We start from the raw sequence: 20021 nt of genomic DNA, 5'->3' as shown, positions 1-20021 counted from the left end.
CTGTTCTTCGTGGTCAGGCGCGGGGCAGGCGCGGGATGGCCGGGATCGACGCCGGCGCGGCCGGCTCGTCGGCGGGTGTGGCGGCGCGCAGCTCCTCGATCCGGGCGGCCAGCCCGGCGACGGTGGGGGTCTCGAAGAGGCTGCGCATCGGCAGCCGCACCCCGGTGGCCTTGCGCATCGCGGCGATGAGCTGCACCGCCACCAGCGAGTTGCCGCCGAGGGCGAAGAAGTCGTCGTCCACGCCGACCTCGGCGACGCCGAGTCCGTCCCGCCAGACCTGGGCGACGACCTTCTCCAGTTCGGTCGAGGGCGCGGCCGAGCCGCCGCCGGCGGCGGCCGGCCCGGTGGTCGCCGGCTCGGCCTCCGCCGCCAGGCTGTCCGTGGTCACCCGGGCGGCCCGGCGTCGGATGTCGGCGACGGTACGGGTGGCGATCACCACCTGGGCGCCGAGCCCGGCGCTCAGGCTGCGCCGGAACGCCTCCGCCCCGTCCACCGGCCGGATGTCCTCGGTCACCGGGGCCGGCGCGGCGTCCGCCCCGGCGGCCGGCGTGTCGGCGAGGCCGCCGGTGACGGCGCCCTGGTCCACCCGGCGCAGCACGAAGTCGCTGATCGCGACCAGTTCCCGACCCTCGGGGTCCACCAGGGACAGATCGGCGGCGACCACCTCGTCGGTGGCGCCGGTCCGGTGCCGCAGGTGGCTGTGGAAGACCGCGGGCAGCGTCCCGCGTACCACGATCCGGCCGTAGGACAGCGGCAGGTAGGTGCCGGAGCCCTGACCCCGGCCGAACGCGGTGGCCACGTCCAGCAACGCCGGGTGCAGGCCCCAGGAGGGCAGGTCGCCCAGCGCCGCGGCCGGGGCGTCGACCCGGGCCAGTTCCTCCCCGTCACCGAGGTGGTGCTCGGCCAACGCGGCCCAGCGCGGGCCGAAGGTGAGCATGCTGGTCCGGCCCCGGCCGAACGAGGCGTCGTCGTCGACCCGACGGCCGGCCACGGTGGGCGTACCCGCCGGCCCGGCCGGTTCCTCGGTCCACCCGGCAGTGCCCCGCACGTGGGTACGCAGCCGGCCGGCGGCGAGGCTGGCCACCGTGAAGTCGACGCCGTCCTCGGTGGGGGTCAGCTCGACCCGGTACTGGGCCACCGTGCCGTCCGGCACCGAGAACGGCTCCAGGAAGACCACGTCGCGCAGCTCCACCGCGGCCGCCGGGCCGGGGGCGGGCAGCGCGGCGACCACCGCAGCGCGCACCGACTCCAGGTGCGCGGTGCCCGGCACCACCGGCACCCCGCCGATCCGGTGCTCGTCGAGCAGCCAGTGGGTGCTGGCGGAGACCAGGCCGTGCAGCACGGTCCGGTCCGGACCGGCCACCTTCGTGGTGAGCACCGGGTGGTCGACCGGACTGGTGACGGTGTCCCGGCCGGCGGCCCGGAAGGCGGCCGGCGCGTTGGTCTCCACGGCCATGCCGACCTCGGCCCAGCCGCCCCAGTTCTGCGACACGACCGGCGCCCGGAAGCCCGCGCCGGCCCGCGCCCAGGCGTCCAGGAAGTTGTTGGCCGCGCAGTAGTCGACCTGGCCGAAACCGCCGATCACCGCGGTGATCGAGGAGCAGAGCGCCACGAAGTCCAGCGGCAGGTCGCCGAAGACCTGGGCGAGGGCGAGGGTGCCGGCCAGCTTCGGGGCGAGCACGCGCTCCGCCTCGGCCCGCTCCTTGATCTCGGCCATGCCCCCGCCGGGCAGGCCGGCGGCGTGCACGATGCCGTCCAGCCCGCCGAAGCGGGCCTCGGCGGTCTCCCGGACCCGGCGCAGGTCGACCGGGTCGGTGACGTCGGCGGCGAGCACCAGCACCTCGGCCCCGGCCGCCTCCATCCGGCGGATCGCCGCGATGGCCCGGCCGGCCCGGTCCGCGCCGCCGTGCACCGCCAGGTGCTCGTCCCACCGCTCCCGCTCGGGCAGGCCGGAGCGGGCCAGCAGCACCAGCTTGGCGCGGACCCGGCGGGCGAAGTCCTCGGCCAGGGTGACGCCGATGCCGCCGAGGCCACCGCTGATCAGGTAGCGGCCCTCCTCGCGCAGCGTCCCCGGCTCGTCCTCGGCGTCCACGGTGACCTGCTCGTACCCGGCCACCCAGCGCCGGTCGCGGCGCAGCGCCACCTCCGGGTGCTCCGGATCGGCCGGGCCACGCAGCTCGGCCACCAGCGCGCCGACCCCGCGCGCGGCGGTGTCCGCGTCAACCAGCCGGACGGCGAGGCCGGGCAGCTCGACCGGCAGCACCCGGGCCAGGCCGGCCAGGGTGGCGTGCTCCGGCCGGACCAGGTCGTCGCCCCGGACGTCGCCGATGCCGGCGGTGACCAGGTCGAGGCTGATGCCCTGCTCGTCGGCGGTCAGGCCGGCCCCGGCGAGCGCCTGCACCAGGTGCAGCGCGCTGAAGAAGCCCCGGTCCTGGGCGGCCCAGGCGGCCTCGATGTCGGTCCCGGCCGGCTCCCCGTCCAAGGCGTACGCGTGCACGATCCGGCGCGGCAGGTCGGCGCCGAGCGCGGAGACAAGCGCGTCGTGGTCCTCGCGCACGCCGGGGCGCAGCCGGAAGCCGGTGGCGGTGGCCGCGAAGGCGTCGCCGACGCGTACCTCCACCGGGTCGTCACCGGCGGCCCGCAACGCCGCGACCAGCGCCGCGCCGCGCGGTCCGTCGGCCAGCACCAGGCAGCGACCCAGCGGCGCGACGGTCCGCGCGGGGCCGGCCTGCCGCCACACCGGCACCGCGAACCACTCCGGCAGCGGCCGGGGCCCGGTCTCGACCGGGGCCGCCACGGCCTGCTCCACCGGGTCCGGCTCGACCCAGTAGCGGCGGCGCTCGAAGGGGTACCCGGGCAGCGGCACCCGGCGCGCGTCCGGGTCGGCGGCCGGCCGCACCGGCACGCCCGCGCACCACAGCGCGCCGGCGCTGCCGAGCAGGGTGGCCAGGTCGGCGGTGGACTCGCCCGGTCCGGGCAGGCTGCCCAGCGGGGTGAGCTTCCGCTGCGCCTCGGACGCCTTGGCCACCTGCATCCGGGCCAGGTTGGCCAGCTGCCGGCCCGGCCCGCACTCGACCAGCGCCCAGGTGCCCTCGGCGAGCAGGGTGGCCACGCAGGCGCCGAAGCGGACCGGCTGGCGCAGGTGCGCGGCCCAGTACGCCGGGTCGGTGGCCTGCGCCGCGGTGATCCAGGTGCCGGTCACGTTGGACAGGAACGGCACGGCCGGCGGGCGCAGCGGGACGCCGGCAATCAGCGCGGTGAACTCGGCGAGGATCGGCTCCATCATCGGCGAGTGGAACGCGTGCGAGGTGCGCAGCTTCTTGCACTTGCCCTTGAGCCCGGCGGCGAACTCCTCGACCAGCGCGGTCTCGCCGGCCACCACGCAGGTGCCGGGGCCGTTGACGGTGGCCACGGAGAGTCCCTCGGGCAGCCGCTGCGCCACCACCGACTCGTCCAGCGACACGGCGAGCATCGAACCGGCCGGCAGGGAGTGCATGAGCCGGCCCCGGGCGGCCACCACCCGCAGCGCGTCCGGCAGGCTGAGCACGCCGGCCACGGTGGCGGCGACGTACTCGCCGATGGAGTGGCCGATCATCGCGGCCGGGGTCACCCCGGCGCGCTGCCACGCGGTGGCGAGTGCGTACTCGATGGTGAACAGGGCGGGCTGGGTGTAGCGGGTCTCGGTGAGCCTGTCTCCCGCCTCCGGGTCGCGGCCGAGGATCAGGTCGCGGATGTCCAGCCCCAGCTCCGGCCGGAGCAGCTCGGCGCACTCGTCCACGGTGGCGGCGAAGCCCGGGTCCTCGGCGTAGAGCTGGGCGCCCATGCCGGCGTACTGGGACCCCTGACCGGAGAACAGGAAGCACACGGTTGGCGCTGGACGGTCGGTCAGACCGCGCTGCCCGCGGCGCGGATCACGAAGCAACGCGGCCGCCGTCGCCGGGTCGGTGACGACCACGGCGGCCCGGTGCGGGTACGCCTGGCGGCCGACCCGCAGCGTGTGCGCGACGTCGGCGAGCAGCTCGGGCCCGCCCGCGGTGGCGGTCTCCAGGTGGTCGGCGAGCCGCCGCACCGCGGCGTCCAGGGCGGTCGGCGTCTTCGCCGACACCTGGAGCAGGTGCGCCGGGCGGGCCCGCCGCTCGCCCCGGTACGCGGCCGGCGCCTCCTCCAGCACCACGTGCGCGTTGGTGCCGCCGATGCCGAACGAGCTGACGCCGGCCCGGCGCGGCCCGCCGTCGGTGTCCCACTTGGTCAGCGTGTTCGCCACGTAGAACGGGGTGTCCGCGAAGTCGATCGCCGGGTTCGGCGCCTCGTAGTTGACGGTCGGCGGGATGAGGCCGTGCTCCATGGCGAGCACCGTCTTGATCACGCTGACGATGCCGGAAGGCTGGCTCAGGTGGCCGATGTTGGACTTCACCGAGCCGATCCCGCACCAGCCCCGGTCGTCGGTGTCCTTCGTGTACACCGCGGAGAGGGCGGCGACCTCGATCGGGTCGCCGAGCGCGGTGCCGGTGCCGTGCGCCTCCACGTAGCTGATGCTGCGCGGGTCGATCCCGGCCATGCCGACCGCCTGGGCGACCGCCGCCATCTGGCCGTCGATGCTCGGCGCGGTGAAGCCGACCTTGCCGGCGCCGTCGTTGTTGATGGCGTTGCCGAGCACCACCGCGCGGACGGTGTCGCCGTCGGCGATCGCGTCGGAGAGGCGCTTGAGCAGGGTCACCCCGACGCCGCTACCCCACACCGTGCCGTTGGCGCCCGCGTCGAACGGGCGGCACCGGCCGTCCGGGGAGGTGAAGCCGTCCATACCGAGATAGCCGACGTGCGGCAGCTCGACGTTCACGCCGCCGGCCAGGGCCATGTCGCACTCGCCGTTGCGCAGCGCCTCGCAGGCCAGGTGGAACGCGACCAGCGAGGTGGAGCAGGCGGTGTGCACGGTCAGGCTCGGCCCGCGCAGGTCCAGCCGGTACGACACGTTGGTGGCGACGTAGTTCGGCGAGTTGCTGGTCGCGATGGAGACCGCGCCGTGCGGGTTGCCGCCGACCCGCTTGTTCTGCAGGACGTACCGGTGCAGGTAGGTGTTGCCGCCGGTGCCGGCGTACACGCCGACCGCGCCGTCGTAGCGGGCCGGGTCGTAGCCGGCGTCCTGCAGCGCGGTGTAGCAGGACTCCAGGAAGAGCCGGTGCTGCGGGTCGGTGACCTCGGCTTCACGGGCGGTCATCCCGAACAGGCCGGCGTCGAACTCGTCGTAACCCTCGATCAGCGGGGCGCGGTTCACCCAGCCCGGGTCATCCACCTCCTCCGGCCGGGCGCCCCGGGCGAGCTGCTCCTCGCGGGTCAGCTCGGTGGACGACTCGACGCCGTCGACCAGGTTGCGCCAGAACTCGGTGACGTCGTTGGCGCCCGGAACCCGGGCGGCCAGCCCGACGATCGCGATCGGTTCGATGCCGTCGTCGGTGACAGGGGTGTCGTTCTGCATCGGGGTAGTCCTTAGCTCAGGCGGTGCGGCGGGGAGGAATGCCCGTCACGGTTGGTTCGGTCGTCGGGGCGGGATACGGCGGGCCCGGCCGCGTCGGGCGGCGGCCCGCAGTGCGGCGCGGGCCAGTTCCGGCCGGTCGGCGGCGCCGTCGAGGCTGGCGGCGAGGGCCCGTACGGTCGGGTGGCGGAACAGGTCGAGCATGGTGATCGAGCGGCCGGTGGCCTCGGTGAGCCGGGCGTGCACCGCGGCCAGGGCCATCGAGTGGCCGCCGATGTCGAAGAAGTTGTCGGCGACCCCGACCCGGTCCTTGCCGAGGACCTCCCGCCAGATCCCGGCGATGAGCTCCTCGGTCGCGGTGAGCGTGTCGGGTCCGGCGGGCAGCGGGGGCCGGGCCGGCTCGGCGGCGGCGACGGTCATCGCGCCCAGCGCCGCCACCCGTACCGCCGGCCGGGGCAGCTCGGCGGCCACCTCGTGGGCCGGCGCGTCGGGCTCGGCGGCCAGCGCGCCGACCAGTGCCGCGAGGTCGGCCAGGAGCGCCTCGATCCGCGCCGCGTCGAACAGGTCCGGGTTGTGCACCACCTCGACGCCGGCCCGGCCGTCCCGTTCCACCACGTACACGGTGATGTCGAACGGGGAGCCGGGCTTGGGCACCGGCACCGGCTCGACGGCCAGCCCGGCCAGGCCGAGCCGGGGCGGCACGAAGTTGAGCACGTTGAACAGCACCTGCACCAGCGGGGCGCGGGAGGTGTCCCGGCCCACGCCGAGCGCCTCGACGATCCGTTCCAGCGGCGCGCCCGGGTGCTCGGTGACCTCGTACAGCTCGGCGGCGCAGCGGTCGACCAGATCGGCGAAGCTCGCCCCGCCGACCCGGACCCGCACCGGCACGGTGTCGATGAAGAAGCCGATCACGTCGTCGAAGGCGGCCAGCCGCCGGTCGGCGACGATCGCCCCGAGCACGTGCTCGTCGGCGCCGGTGAGCCGGCGCAGCAGCTCGGCGAAGCCGGCCAGCAGCACGGCCGCGACGGTGGTGCCGCGGCGCTCGGCGAGCTCCCGGACGGCCCGGTCGGCGGGCGCGGCGAGCGCGACGGCCGCCTCGACGCCCGCGTAGGTCTGCACCGCCGGGCGGGGCCGGTCCCGGGGCAGGTCGAGCACGGTGGGCGCGCCGGCCAGGTGGTCGGTCCACCAGGCCAGGTCGGCGGGGCCCCGGCGGCGGTCCCGCTCGGCCCGCCAGACCGCGTAGTCGGCGTAGGTGGCGGGCAGCGGCGGCAGGGCCGGCGACGCGCCGTCGACCGCGCGGGCGTACGCCGCGGCGAGGTCGTCGTAGAGCAGCGCCTCGGACCAGCCGTCGAAGACCGCGTGGTGCATGGTCATGGCGAGCACGTGCTCCGCCGGGCCGAGCCGGTAGACGGTCGCCTGCCAGGGCGGCCCGGTGGCCAGGTCGAACGCGTGCCCCGCGCCGGCGGCCAGCATGGTGGCCAGGTCGGCCTCGGCCTCGGCGGCATCGGTCAGGTCCACCACCGGCACCGCCACGTCGGAGGGCTCCTCGCGGACCGCGTACGGCGTGCCGCCGGTCTGCGGGATCCGCCAGCGCAGCACGTCGTGGCGCTCCACCACGGCCCGCAGCGCGGCGGCGAGCGCGACGGTGTCCAGCGGCCCGCGCAGCCGGTGCGCGACCGCGATGTTGTACGGCGCGCTCGACGGGGCGAGCTGGTCCATGAACCACAGCCGCCGCTGCGGCGGGGAGAGCGTCGGCGGGTTGCCGGTGGTCAGCCCGTCGGCGTCGGCGGGGGCGGCGGCGCGGACCCGGTCCACCAGCGCGGCGAAGGTCCGGTCGGTGAAGAGCACCCGGGTGTCGACCTGCCGGCCCAGCTCGGCGCGGAGCGCGGCGACCAGCCGCATGGCAGCGATGGAGTTGCCGCCGGCGGCGAGGAAGTCGCTGTCCGGGCCGGGGGCGGCCCCGAGCAGCCGGGTCCACAGCCGACGGACACCCGCCTCGACCGGGTCGCCGCCGGCCGGCTCGCCGGCGTCGGCCGGGGCCGGCACGGCCGCGGCGAGGGCGCGCAGCGCCGGCCGGTCCAGCTTGCCGGTGGTCGGGCTGACCGGGAGCGCGGCCAGCCGCACCGTCCGGGTCGGCAGCATCGCGGTGGTCAGCCGGGGCCCGGCGTACGCCCGCAGCGCCTCGTCGTCGGGGGCGTCGGCCGGGGTGAGGAAGGCGACCAGGTCGGTGCCGGCCGGGCCGGGCACCGCCTCCACGGCGACCCGCTCGACGGCGGGGTGGCCGGCCAGCACCGCCTCGACCTCGCCCAGTTCGATCCGCTGGCCGCGCACCTTCACCTGCCGGTCGGCCCGGCCCAGGTAGACGATCCGGCCGTCGGGGTCCTGCCGGACCAGGTCGCCGGTGCGGTAGAGCCGCTCGCCGGGCCGGTCGCCGAACGGGTCGGGGACGAACCGCTCGGCGGTGAGCCCGGGGTTGTTCAGGTAGCCGTCGGCCAGGCCGGGGCCGCCGATCAGCAGCTCGCCGGTCTCGCCCGGCGGCACCGGCCGCAGCTCGGCGTCCACCACGTACGCCCGGTGGTTGGGCAGCGGCCGGCCGATCGGCACCGGGTCGGTGTCGGCGGCGGTGAGGTCGCCGCTGACCGCGAGCACGGTGGTCTCGGTGGGTCCGTAGCCGTTGAGGAACCGCCGGCCGGGCGACCAGCGGGCGACCAGCTCGGCCGGGACCGCCTCGCCGCCGCAGAGCACGGTACGCCAGGTCGGCGCGCCGGCCGGGTCGAGCAGGGCGAGCACGGTCGGGGTGATGAAGCCCCAGGTCACCTCGTGCGCGGCGAGGAACCGGGCGAGTCGTACCGGGTCGGACCGGTCGTCCGCGCCGAGCAGCTGGACCGATCCGCCGAGCAGCAGCGGCACGAACAGGTCCATGGTGGCCGCGTCGAAGCCGAGCGAGGCGATGCCGAGGCTGCGCACCGTCGCGTCGGCGCTGGTCAACGCGGTGACGCCGGTGACGAACTCAACCACGTTGCGGTGGGTGGTGAGCACCCCCTTGGGCCGGCCGGTCGACCCGGAGGTGAACAGCACGTACGCCGGGTCGCCGGGGCGGGCCGGGCAGGGTGCGAGGGGGGCGGGGCCGGGCAGGCCGACCGACTCGATGCCGGGCTGGTCGCCGAACTCGGCGGTGGCGGCGTCCCCGACGACCACGCGTACCCCGGCGTCGCGGGCGATCTCCCGCAGCCGCTCGCGGGGGCCGCCCGGTTCGAGCGGCACGTAGGCGGCGCCGGCCAGGAGCACGCCGAGCACGGTGACCACCAGGTCGGGGGTGCGGCTGCCGCAGACGCCGACCCGGTCGCCCCGCCCGACACCGCGTCCGCGCAGCGCGGCGGCCACCCCGGCGGCCCGGTCGAGGAGGTCGCGGTAGCTGAGCCGGACGTCCCACTGGCGCACCGCCACCGCGTCGGGGGTGCGGGCCGCCTGGGCGACAACCAGGTCGGCGAGGGTCGCGTCCGGCCAGGACAGGGTGTCGCCGGGTGCGGCGCTGGCGGTCAGGATGTCGGTCACCCGTGCTCCCCGCGGTAGGTTGCCGAATCGGTGATCTGCAGGCGCAGTTCGCTCACGTAGCGTTCGCCTCGGGCGTCGGGCACCCAGGCCTCGTCCGGGTCGGGCAGCAGCTCGCTGACCACCACCGGGACGTCCGGGCCGACCTTCCGGGCGGCGTCGACCATCGCGCACAGCGACTGGGCGTACAGCGGGCCGGTGAGGTCGACATAGCAGGGCTTCACCTCGGTGCCGACCTTCACGAAGACCCGTTCGGGCAGGTCCAGGGCGGCCCGCCAGCGGCGGACGGCCAGGTAGCGGTCCTGCTCGGTGCCGTGCCCGGCGAGCCCGCACGCCTCGGCAGTGGTCCGCCAGGTACGCCGGGCCACCACCAGCCGGTCGATGGTGATCCGCGGCGTGTGCGGGGCCGGGTCGAGCAGCTTGAAGGCGTCCAGCAGCAGCGAACCGAGCAGGTTGGCGAAGACCTCCATCACCGGCCACCGGCGGCCGTCCGGGAAGACTGCGGTCAGCTCGTCGCCGTCGCGCTCCACCAGCACGGCGGTGGCCGGCACCAACCGGTCGACGTCGGCGCCCCGGGCGGTGTCGATGCCGAGCTGCCGGTCGTCCGGGCCGGTCAGGGCGTAGGTGGTGCGGGTCGTCCGCCGCGGCCAGCTCTCCGGCCAGAGCACCCGGAGCCGGGCGGGTCCGAGGTCGGCGTCCAACGCGGCCCGCACCGCCGCCGGGTCCGGGTGGAACGGGGTGAGCACCGCGCTGTCGTACGACACGGTGGCCGGGTGCAGCTCGCCGAGGACGAGCAGGAAGTCTCCCCGGTCGATCGCCTCGGCGGAGCTGGCGACGAGCTGCACGTCCGGGTTGTGCAGCCGGGCCGACGGCCAGCCGGGCCGGTCGGCCGGGAACAGCTCGCGCACCCGGCCGGCCAGGTCCTCGGCGCGCAGCCGCAGCTCGACCTGGTCGGCTGGAAGGTCGCGCAGGCCGAACAGCTCGGCCCAGCGCCGGGTGAACGCGGCGCCGGCGCGGGCGATCGGCCCGTCCGGGGCGACCACGGTGCCCTGGGCGAGCAGCCAGACGTCGGCCAGCCGCACCGGGCCGTCGGCGGCCAACTCCTCGTACAGCTCACCGAACAGGTCGGCGCAGCCGGCGCCGATCTCGGCGGTGAGCCAGCGGGCGGCCTGCAGCACCACGGCGAGCGGGGTGGCCAGCGCGTCGAGGACCGGCGCGCCGATGCGGAAGTCCAGGTCGCGGGCGGTGTCCTCGTAGCAGACGGTGCGCCCGGCGTACATCTGTCCGCTGTGCCGGGTGGCGGGGCGACCGGTGACGGCGGTGAACTCGGCGCTGAGCGCGGCGAGCGCGGCGGCCAGCCGGTCCGGGTCACCGGCGGCGGCCGCGACCTCGTCCCGGGCGGCGCGGAGTCGGCCGAAGCCCGCGCCGACCCCGTCGCGCACCGCGGGATCGCCGATCGCCGCGATCCGCTCGGCGAGCACCCCCTCGGCGTCGGGGCTGACCGGCAGGTTCGCGTCCCAGCTGAGCTGGCCGCGGTCGACCCAGCGGTCGAGAAGCAGGTAGACGTCGTCCGCGCCGTGCACGTGGCCCTCCGCGTGCAGCCGCTCGGCCAGCACCACGGCCGGGGTACGCCCGTCGCAGGCGGCGAGCAGCCGGGCCTCCGGCGCGGTCAGCGCGATCGGCGGGTGCATCGGCCAGCGCAGCTGCCGCCCGTCCACCGTCAGGTGCGGTTGCAGCGCGGGCGCCCACCAGCGGCGGACCGCGAGGTCGTCGGCGATCCGGTCGGCGTACGCGATCAGCGCCCACGCCTCGAAGTGGACCCGGCGGCGGCGCACCAGCGCCGGGCCGGGCGTCAGCCGGGTGCGCGGGTCGTCCGGATCGAGGACGCCCCAGCAGACCGGCCCGAAGAAGCCGATGGTCTCCGCCTTGCCGCAGTACCGCTGCCAGTAGCGCAGCACGCTCAACTCGCGCTTGCGCCGACGCCAGTTGCGCACCGCCGGGTCGGTGCGCAGCAGGCCGTCGAGCGCGATGAGCATGTCCGGGTTCTGCCAGGTGACCGCCTCGCGCAGCAGCGGGTCGGCGGCGATCTCCCCGGCCACCACCGAGGACTCGGCGAACGCCTCGCCGAGCGCCTTGTCCAGCAGTTCGGGGCTGCTCTCACCGGCCAGGAGGGCGTCGGCGACGGCCGCCGTCTCCGGGGCGGCGAACCGGTCCAGGCCGGCCGCCGGGAAGCCGGCGGCGCGCAGCACCACGTCCCGCCAGACCGACCAGCCGGTGTCGCCGAGCGGCAGCAGGTGGCTCATCGGGTCCCCTCCCGGTGGTCGTCCACGATCTGCAGGCGCAGTTCGCTGAAGTACCGCCGGCCGGCGCCGTCGGGCACCCAGGCCTGGTCCGGGGTGGGCAGCATCTCGCTGACCACCAGCGACACCCCGTCCCCGCCGTCGACCCGGGCGGCCCGGACCAGGGCGCAGAACATGTTCGCGAAGGCGGGGCTGCCGAGGTCGACGAAGCAGGGCTTGGTCTCGGTGCCGAGCTTCACGTAGACCTGCTCCGGCAGGCCGAGCCGGCGGCGCCAGGCCCGGACCGCGAGGAAGCGGGCCCGTTCCCCGGTGACCGCGCCCAGCCCGCTCTCCCCCACCGTGGTACGCCAGGTCTGCCGGGCCACCACCAGGTTGTCCAGCACGATCCGGGGGGTGTACGGCGCGGCGGCGACCAGCTTGAAGCCGTCCACCGCGTGCGCGCTGAGCAGCTCGGCGAAGACCTCGGTGAGCGGCCAGCGCTGGCCGTCCGATGCGGTGACCACCAGCTCGCCCGCCTCATCGGTGACGGTGAGGTCCACGGTGGGCAGCACCCGGGCCGGGTCCCCGCCGGGCGCCGGCTGGAACGCCAGGTACCGGTCGGTGGGGCCGGCCAGGGTCTCGGCGGTGCGGCTGGTCCGGCGCGGCCAGTCGGTCGGGAAGAGCAGCCGGATCCGCCGCTCGCCGAGGTCGGCGGTGAGGGCGGTACGCAGTCGCTCCACGTCCGGGTGCGACGGGGTGAAGACCGCGCAGTCGAAGGACGACCAGGCCGCGTGCAGCTCGCCGAGCACGACGGTGTATTCGCCGCGCCGCAGCGCGTCCCCGTCGGTGGCGCAGATCTGCAGGTCGGGGCTGTGCATGAGGGCGTTGGACCAGTCCGGCCGGGTGCCGGGGAAGACCTCGTCGATCCGGGTGGCCACGTCGGCGACCCGGACCCGCACCTCGGTGCTGCCGGCGGGGCGGGTGTCCAGCCCGAACAGGCCGGCCCAGCGGGCCGCGAACTCGGCGGACACCGCGTCGACCGGCCGCTCGCCGGCGCCCCAGAACAGCCCCTGCACCAGGAACCACAGGTCGGACAGGGCGACCCGCCCCTCGGGGGCGTCGGCGCGCAGCTCCTCGTAGAGCTCCCGGAACACCGTCCCGTACGCGTCGGCCAGCGCCTCGACCATCCACCGGGCCGCGCGCAGCAGCACGTCGAGCGGGTCGGCGAGGTCGGCCAGCAGCGGCCCGCCGAAGACCACGTCGAGGTCGCGGCTGGTGTCCTCGTAGCAGATCGTCCGGCCGGCGTACATCTGGCCGTCCCGGCGCCGGGGCGCGGCCCCGGTCAGCTCGGTGAAGGTGGCGTTGAGCGCGTCGAGGGCGGCGCGCAGCCGCTCCGGGTCGCCGGCCGCGACGGCGACCCCGTCCCGCGCGGCGCGCAGCCGGTCCCAGCCGGCCCGCGCCGCCACCCGCGCCGGCTCGTCGCCGATGGCCTCGATCCGGTCGGTGAGCACCTGTTCCGCCTCGGGGCTGATCGGCAGCGCGGCGTCCCAGGTGATCAGCTCCCGGGCCACCAGCCGGTCCAGCAGCGCGTAGCCGTCCTCGGGCCGGCGCAGCCCGACGACGGGGTCGGTCACCAGCTCGGCCGCGGACCGGCGGCCGTCGACGGCGGCGAGCAGCGCCGCCTCCACCGGGGACAGCGCCACCGGCGGCCGGCCCGGGCGCAGCACCGTGCGGTCGTGCAGGCTCAGGTGGGAGCAGAGCGTCGGCGGCCACCAGCGGCGCACGGTCACGTCCGCGCCGAGCGTGTCGGCGTACGCGGTGAGCGCCCACGACTCGAACCAGACCCAGCGGCGGCGGGTCAGCCCCGGCCCGGTGCCGATCCGGGCGACCGCCGGCTCGTCCGGGTCGACGGTGACCCAGCAGCTCGGGCCGAAGAAGCCGACCGTCTCGTTCTTGCCGGCGTAGCGCTGCCAGTACTTGAGCAGGGCGCGCTCGCGGTCCCGGCGCCGGACGTTGCGGGCCGCGTCGCCGCCGCCCTTGACCAGGCCGTCCAGCGCCGCGAGCGCGCCGGTGTTCTGCCAGGTCACGGCCTCGCGCAGCAGTGGCTGGGCGGCCAGCTCGCTGAGCTGGTGGGCGGCGGCGCGGACCGCCTCGTCGAACTCCTTGTCGAACCGGTCCTCGCCGGCCCCGGTGGCGAGCAGCTCGTCGGCGGCCGCCGCGGCGCGCGGCGCGTGGAACCGGGTCAGCCCGTCGGCTGGGAAGCCGGTGCCGCGCAGGATCGCGTCCCGCCACACCGACCAGCCGGTGTCCCCGAGCGGCACCCGGTGGGCGGCGGTCCCGGCCGGCGCACCGGGCGCGGCAGCTGGGGCGACCCGCGCCTCGGCCAGGTCGGCGCGGATCGCCGCGAGCAGCTCGGGGAGCTGGTCGTGCAGGAAGAAGTGCCCGCCGTCGATCTCGCGCAGGGTGAAGCCGGCGGCGGTGTGCTCCGCCCAGGCCGCGCTGTGCCCGTGCGTGACCGCCCGGTCGTGGACGCCGCTGAAGGCGACGACCGGCACCGGCAGCGGCTCGCCGGGGACGTAGCGGTAGCTGTCCACCCGGCCGAAGTCGGCCCGCAGCAGCGGCAGCAGCAGCTCCATCAGCTCGGGATGGTCGAGCAGCTCGGCGGGGAGGCCGCCGCCCTCGCCGAGGCGGCGCAGCAGCTCATCGTCGTCCACCTGGGACAGCCCGTCGAAGAGGCTGGGCGCGGTGACGTGCGGGGCGCGGGCGCCGCCGACGTACAGCCGCCGCGGCAGCGGCCGGCCGGAGCGGCGCAGCTCGCGGACCACCTCGAAGCCGACCCGGCCGCCCATCGAGTGGCCGTAGATGGCGTACGGGCGGTCGGCGCGGGAGGCGATGGCGGCGGCCACGTCGGCGACGGCGAAGCGCGGGTCCTCGCTGATCCGGTTCTCCCGGCCGGGCAGTTGCACCGGGAGCACCTCGACGTCCGGGCCGATGCCCTCCTGCCAGTGCCGGAAGGCGCTCGCCCCGGCGCCGGCGTAGGGCAGGCAGAACAACCTCACCGGCGCCTGGGGTCGGCTTCCGGTGGAGACGAACCAGTTCAACGCGGGCCTTTCTGCAAGGGGTCGATCCAGTACCGCTGGCGCTGGAACGGGTAGGTGGGCAGTCCGGTGCGGCGGACCGTGCCCTCGGGGTGCAGGGCGTCCCAGTCGACGTCCCGCCCGGCCACCCAGTCGGCGGCCAGTTCGCGCAGCACACCGCCCTCCCCGGCGATCCGGGCGTCGGTGTCCAGCAGCACGTCCAGGGCGGCGAGCGCGCCGGGCAGGTCGGCGGCGACCACGGCGGCCCGGTGGGCGAAGGCGCGTCGGCCCAGCGCCAGGGTGGCGGCCACCTCGGGCAGCGCCGGCGCGGCGCCGGCCAGGTGGGTGCGCAGCCGGGTCAGCGCCGCCTGCAGCGCCGCCGGGGTACGCGCCGACACCGGCAGCAGCCACGGTCCGTCGCCCGGCTCCTCCCCCGGCTCGTCCGGCGGCGGCTGCTCCACCACCACGTGCGCGTTGGTGCCGCCGAGCCCGAAGGCGCTGACCCCGGCCACCCGGCGCGGCGACACCGGCCAGTCCCGCGCCTTGGTGGGCAGGTAGAACGGACCGGCGGTCAGGTCGATCTCCGGGTGCGGGCGGGTGAAGTGCAGGTTCGGCGGGATGACGCCGTGCCGGACGGCGAGCACCGCCTTGATCAGCCCGGCGATGCCGGCGGCGGCGTCGAGGTGGCCGATGTTGGTTTTCACCGAGCCGAGCGCGCAGGACTCGGCCGGGGCGGCCCCGCCGTACACCTCGTGCAGCGCGGCCACCTCGATGGCGTCGCCGAGCGGCGTACCGCTGCCGTGGCCCTCGACGAGGCGGACCTCGCCCGGGGCGACCTCGGCGGTGGCCAGGGCGTTGGCCACGGCCGCGGCCTGCCCGGCCGGGCCGGGGACGGCGAAGCCGGCCCGATCCGGGCCGTCGTTGGTGACCGCCCAGCCGGGCAGGACGGCGTAGATCCGGTCGCCGTCGGCCTGCGCGTCGGCGAGCCGGCGCAACGCGACCACCCCGACCCCGGAGCCGAAGCCGGATCCGTTGGCGCCCTCGTCGAAGGCGCGGCAGCGGCCGTCCGGGGAGGCCAGCCCGCCAGGGGTGTGCCGGTGCCGGGGCCAGGTGACGGTGACCCCGCCGGCCAGCGCGATGTCGCACTGGTAGTCGGCGAGGCTCTGCGCGGCGAGGCAGACCGCGACCAGTGAGCTGGAGCAGGCGCTCTGCACCGCGAGGGCGGGCCCGGTCAGTCCCAGCCGGTACGCGACCTGCCCGGGCAGGTGGTCGGTGAACTGCCGGCCGATCAGCCGGGCTTCCCAGTCGTCCGGGTCGACGTCGCCGACCACGGCCGGGTTGTCGAGCAGGTGGAAGAGGAAGTAGCGGTTGGCGGAGGTGGCCGAGTAGACCCCGATCAGGCCGGGGAACCGGGACGGGTCGTGCCCGGCATCCTCCAGCGCCTCCCAGGCGGTCTCCAGGAAGAGCCGGTGCTGCGGGTCGGTACGAGCGGCCTCGTCGGCGCCGAAGGAGAAGAACTCGGCGTCGAAGTCGGCCACCCCGTCGAGCCGGCCGACGGCCCGCACGTGCCGGGGGTCCTCGCGCAGCCCCGGCCCGATGCCGAGCGCGGCCAGCTCCGCGTCGGTGTGGTCGTGGATCGAGTCGACCCCGGTGCACAGGTTCCACCAGTAGGTGGTCACGTCCGGCGCGCCGGGGAAGCGTCCGGCGAGCCCGACCACGGCGATCTCGTCACCGGTGTACTCGCGGGCCGCGGTGGCGGGTGCGGCCGGCACGGGCAGCACCGGCGCGCGGACCGCCTCGGGCGGGGTGTCGAGCAGCGCTGCCTGGGCGGCCACCGTGGGGTGGTCGAAGAGGCGCAGCATCGGCAGCCGCACCCCGAAGTGGTCGGCCAGTCGCTGCTGCACCTGGCCGAGCAGCAGCGACTGGCCGCCGACGTCGAAGAAGCTGTCGGTGCGGCCGACCGCCGTCCGGCCGAGCACCGCGCACCAGATGTCGTGCACGGTCCGTTCGGTCGCGGTGGCCGGGGCCTCGCCCGCCGGCACCGTGCCGGCCGGGTCGGGCAGCGCCCGCTCGTCGACCTTGCCGGTCACGGTGAGCGGGAACTCGTCGAGCACCAGGACCGCGCGGGGCAGCGCGTACTCCGGCAGCGTCGCGGCGAGGGCGGCCCGCAGCGCGGTGCCGTCCGGCCGGGCGCCGTCGGCTGGCCGGGCGTACGCGAGCAGTTCGCCGTCCCGGGCGATGGCCCGTACCCCGGCGACGTCGGGCTGGGCGGCCAGCACCGCCTCGATCTCGGTCAGCTCGACCCGGTGCCCGCGGACCTTGACCTGGCGGTCGAGCCGGCCCAGGCAGACCAGGTCACCGCCGGGCAGCCGGCGGCCGAGGTCGCCGGTGCGGTACGCCCGCACCCCGTCGGCGGCCACCGTGAACCGGTCGCTGTCCTGGTTGAGGTAGCCGGGGGCGAGATGCGGGCTGTGGACCACGATCTCCCCGGTGTCCGGGGCGAGGTGCAGCTCGTAGCCGGGGAACGCGGCGCCGATCGGCAGCGGGCCGGTGGCGGCCGGGTCCACGGTGGACAGCGGCAGCGCGTAGCGGGCGACGAAGGTCATCTCGGTGGCGCCGTAGCCGTTGACCAGCTCGCAGTCGGGGGCAAAGCGGCCCCGGCCACGCGCGGCGTCGGCATAGCTCGCCTGCTCGCCGCCGAGCAGCACCACCCGGACCGCGTCGAGCCGCCGCTCGCCGAGGGCGTCGAGCAGGAACCGGTAGACGGTGGGGGTGCAGTGCAGCACGGTCGCCCGGTGCCGGTCGAGCTGGTCGACCGCGTACGCGAGGCCCTGCCGGCGCAGGTCCACCGGGAGCACCGCGGCGCCGGTGAGCAGCGCCGGGTAGAGGTCGGGGATGGCGGCGTCGAAGCTGAACGAGGCGAGCAGGCTCAGCCGGTCTCCCGGCCCGACGGCGAGGGCGTCGATCTGGTTGTCGACGACGTGCGCGAGGTTGCGGTGGGTCTGCCCGACCGCCTTCGGCACGCCGGTGGATCCCGAGGTGAACAGCACGTACGCGAGCGCGTCCGGGTCGATCGGGGCCGGCCGGAGCGGGGCGGGCGGCACGTCGTCCAGCGTCACCACGGCACGGTCGCCGGCCAGCTCGCGAGCCAGCTCACGGTGCTCGGCGGCGCAGGCGACGAGGTCCACTCCGGCGGCGGCGAGCATGTGGCGCAGCCGGTCGACCGGGAAGCCCGGGTCCAGCGGCACGTACGCGCAGCCGGCGGCGAGGGCGCCCAGGAGCGCCGCGACGGTCGGGGCGCCGTGCGCGGTGAGCAGGGCGATCCGGGCGCCGGGTCGGGCGCCGGCGGCGACGAACGCGGCCGCGTGCCCCCCGGTCGCGCCGGCCAGCTCGGCGTAACTGACCTCGTGGGTCTCACCGAGTAGCGCCGGATGATCGCCGTCGCGTGCCGCGACCTCACCGAAACGATTGATGATCATCGGTTTGGCCATGTCAGAGAACTGTTGTCTCTCCACAACGGACAGGCGCGCAGCGATCGACGAATGTGACCATGAATCCCCCCCAGGACTTCACATTGGAAGCAGAATAAAGCTCAATCTCTCGATGGGAAGGAAATCGATCGGGGTCAGCCCGAAGGGGTGACGACCCCCTGGAACCTCGGACGACGGAAACCGTCCGATCATCCCTCTAGCGCGAAGACCATTTTCGGCGTAGAGACCTACTCGCGAGTTATTTTCCGGTGAAAATACTTCCGGACCGTGGAATCTTCGGCCCGGCGGCACCTTTGCCGCAGCTCAACCCCGGTCGGGGAGCACGTCCTCACCGATCGTACGGCGGACGGGGGATCGGGTCGACCATCGCGTCGAATCCCTTCGGCAACTGCGCGACGAGGTCCTGGAACTCGTCGACCGTGACCGCCTCGCGCAGCGTCGCGAGCACCGCCACGGTGCCCACCTCGGCGACCGCCGGGTCCACCCCGGCGCGGTCCGCGACCCGGCGCAGGAAGGTCACCGGTCCGCCGCCCCCGCCGTCGGTCGGGGCGGTGAGGTAGCCGCTCAGCTCGTCGGGCAGCTGGGCCGCCAGGTCCGCCGACTCGCCGCCGGTGATCCGGTCGGCGAGGGTCTGCAGCACCGCGCGGGAGATCGTGGCGGCCTGGTCGGTGGGCAGCTCGGAGCGGCGGGACACCGCCTCGACGAATCGGGGAAACTGCACGTCCGCCTCCTGTCGCCGCGGCCCGCCGCCGCCGGCCCCGCCGGTTACCCGGGGCCGGCGGCGGCAAACGGCGGTCAGCGGGCGGCCGGCGCCGCGTCGGCGGCCGCCGCGTCGGCGGGGTCCGCCGGGATCGGGAAGTCCCGGGTCCGCCAGACCGGCGAGCAGCGGGTGACCAGTGCCGCCGCGGCCATCCCGAGCGAGGCCAGCGCAAGGTACGCCGGCGCGCCCAGCAGCCCGGTCAACGCGCCGCCGAGGGCCGCCCCGAGCGGCATCGCCCCCCAGATGACGAACCGGCTGGTGGCGGTCATCCGGGACAGCAGCGCCGGCGGCGTGGCCGCCTGCCGGAGGCTGACCGCGTTGACGTTGTACAGCCCGCTGGCGAAGGCGTTCACCGCCAGTCCGGCGCCGACGCCGAGCGGGTGCGGCAGCAGCACCAGCGCGGCGCCGACCTGCAGCACCGCCGCCCCGGTGACCGCCCGCCCGACGCCGAGGCGGGCCCGGGCCCGGCCGGCCACCGCCGCGCCGAGCAGGTAACCGACGTTGGCCCCGGCGACCAGCAAGCCGACCGTGGCGGCGGGCAGCCGCAGCTCGCGGACGGCGTACACCAGCAGCATGGCCAGGAAGCCGGCGTGCCAGAGGTTGGTCAGCCCGGAGCAGAGAGTCAGCGCCCGGACGACCGGGTCGCGGAACACGAACCGGATCCCGCGGGCGGCGTCCCGCCAGACCCCCGCCGCCCCCGGCACGGCGGACCGGGCCAGCCGGGGCGTACCCGCCAGGAACAGGGCCGAGGCGACGAAGCTGGCCACGTCGACCAGCAGCGCGACCGGCGCACCCAGCGCCCCGACCAGCACGCCGGCCAGGCCCGGACCGGCGGTCTGCCCGACCGCCCGGGTGGCCTCGAGGCGGGTGTTGGCGTCGGCGAGCCGCCCGGCCGGCACCACCGCCGGCACCGCGGCGAAGTAGGCCACGTCGAAGAGCACGGTGGCGCAGCCGGCCAGCAGCGCCACCGCGACGAGCTGGGCGAGGGTGAGCAGTCCGGCCGCCCAGGCCAGCGGGACGCTGGCCAGCACCAGGGCGCGGGCCAGGTCGGTGGTGACGAGCACCGCGCGGCGGGGCAGCCGGTCCACGATCGCCCCGGCGGGGAGGCCGAGCAGCAGGTACGGCAGCGTGGTCGCGGCGGTCAGCGCGGCCACCCCCGTCGGGCCGGCGCCGAGCACGGTCAGCGCCGCGAGGGGCAGCGCCACGGTCGTGACGTGCGTGCCGAGGGTGCTGACCGCGTCGGAGAGCCAGAGCCGGCGGAAGGTGGCGTGCCGCCAGAGGGCGGCGGAGGTGACGGTCATGCGGGCAGCCTCCGGCGCGTACCCGGAAGGTCGGGCGCGCCAGATTGTCACGGTCACAATCCGGCGGCGACCGGGCGGCGCGGCGGCTAGA

General features: G+C 76.2%; 7 protein-coding genes. All 7 read right to left on the bottom strand.

Features of this window, described 5'->3' with window-relative positions:
* Positions 1-13 precede the first annotated feature (13 nt).
* The 7 genes from ACZ6S5_RS24860 to ACZ6S5_RS24830 all read right to left on the bottom strand — a co-directional run bounded on the left by ACZ6S5_RS24860 (position 14) and on the right by ACZ6S5_RS24830 (position 19930).
* Positions 14-5473 (bottom strand): type I polyketide synthase, encoded by a 5460-nt coding sequence (locus tag ACZ6S5_RS24860; RefSeq protein WP_466004154.1) that lies wholly within the window; start codon positions 5471-5473, stop codon positions 14-16.
* A gap of 45 nt (positions 5474-5518) precedes the next feature.
* On the bottom strand, positions 5519-9025 hold the full coding sequence (locus ACZ6S5_RS24855) for an amino acid adenylation domain-containing protein (protein WP_466004152.1): 3507 nt from the start codon (positions 9023-9025) through the stop codon (positions 5519-5521).
* Positions 9022-11325, bottom strand: coding sequence for a lantibiotic dehydratase (locus ACZ6S5_RS24850; RefSeq protein ID WP_466004151.1), 2304 nt, complete (start codon positions 11323-11325; stop codon positions 9022-9024). Before ACZ6S5_RS24850 ends, ACZ6S5_RS24855 begins: the two co-directional genes overlap by 4 nt.
* Positions 11322-14402, bottom strand: coding sequence for a thioesterase domain-containing protein (locus tag ACZ6S5_RS24845; protein ID WP_466004150.1), 3081 nt, complete (start codon positions 14400-14402; stop codon positions 11322-11324). Before ACZ6S5_RS24845 ends, ACZ6S5_RS24850 begins: the two co-directional genes overlap by 4 nt.
* Positions 14399-17869 (bottom strand): AMP-binding protein, encoded by a 3471-nt coding sequence (locus ACZ6S5_RS24840; RefSeq protein ID WP_466004148.1) that lies wholly within the window; start codon positions 17867-17869, stop codon positions 14399-14401. Before ACZ6S5_RS24840 ends, ACZ6S5_RS24845 begins: the two co-directional genes overlap by 4 nt.
* A 328-nt stretch (positions 17870-18197) precedes the next feature.
* Positions 18198-18590 (bottom strand): DUF2267 domain-containing protein, encoded by a 393-nt coding sequence (locus tag ACZ6S5_RS24835; protein ID WP_466004147.1) that lies wholly within the window; start codon positions 18588-18590, stop codon positions 18198-18200.
* 74 nt (positions 18591-18664) lie between these two features.
* The gene (locus tag ACZ6S5_RS24830) at positions 18665-19930 is read right to left on the bottom strand and encodes an MFS transporter (RefSeq protein WP_466004146.1); all 1266 of its coding nucleotides are present in this window, start codon (positions 19928-19930) and stop codon (positions 18665-18667) included.
* Positions 19931-20021 lie beyond the last annotated feature (91 nt).

The organism is Micromonospora sp. NPDC051924 (assembly GCF_055586005.1).
Note: the sequence above shows the minus strand (reverse complement) of the source record. Positions and strands in the feature narration are given on the sequence as shown.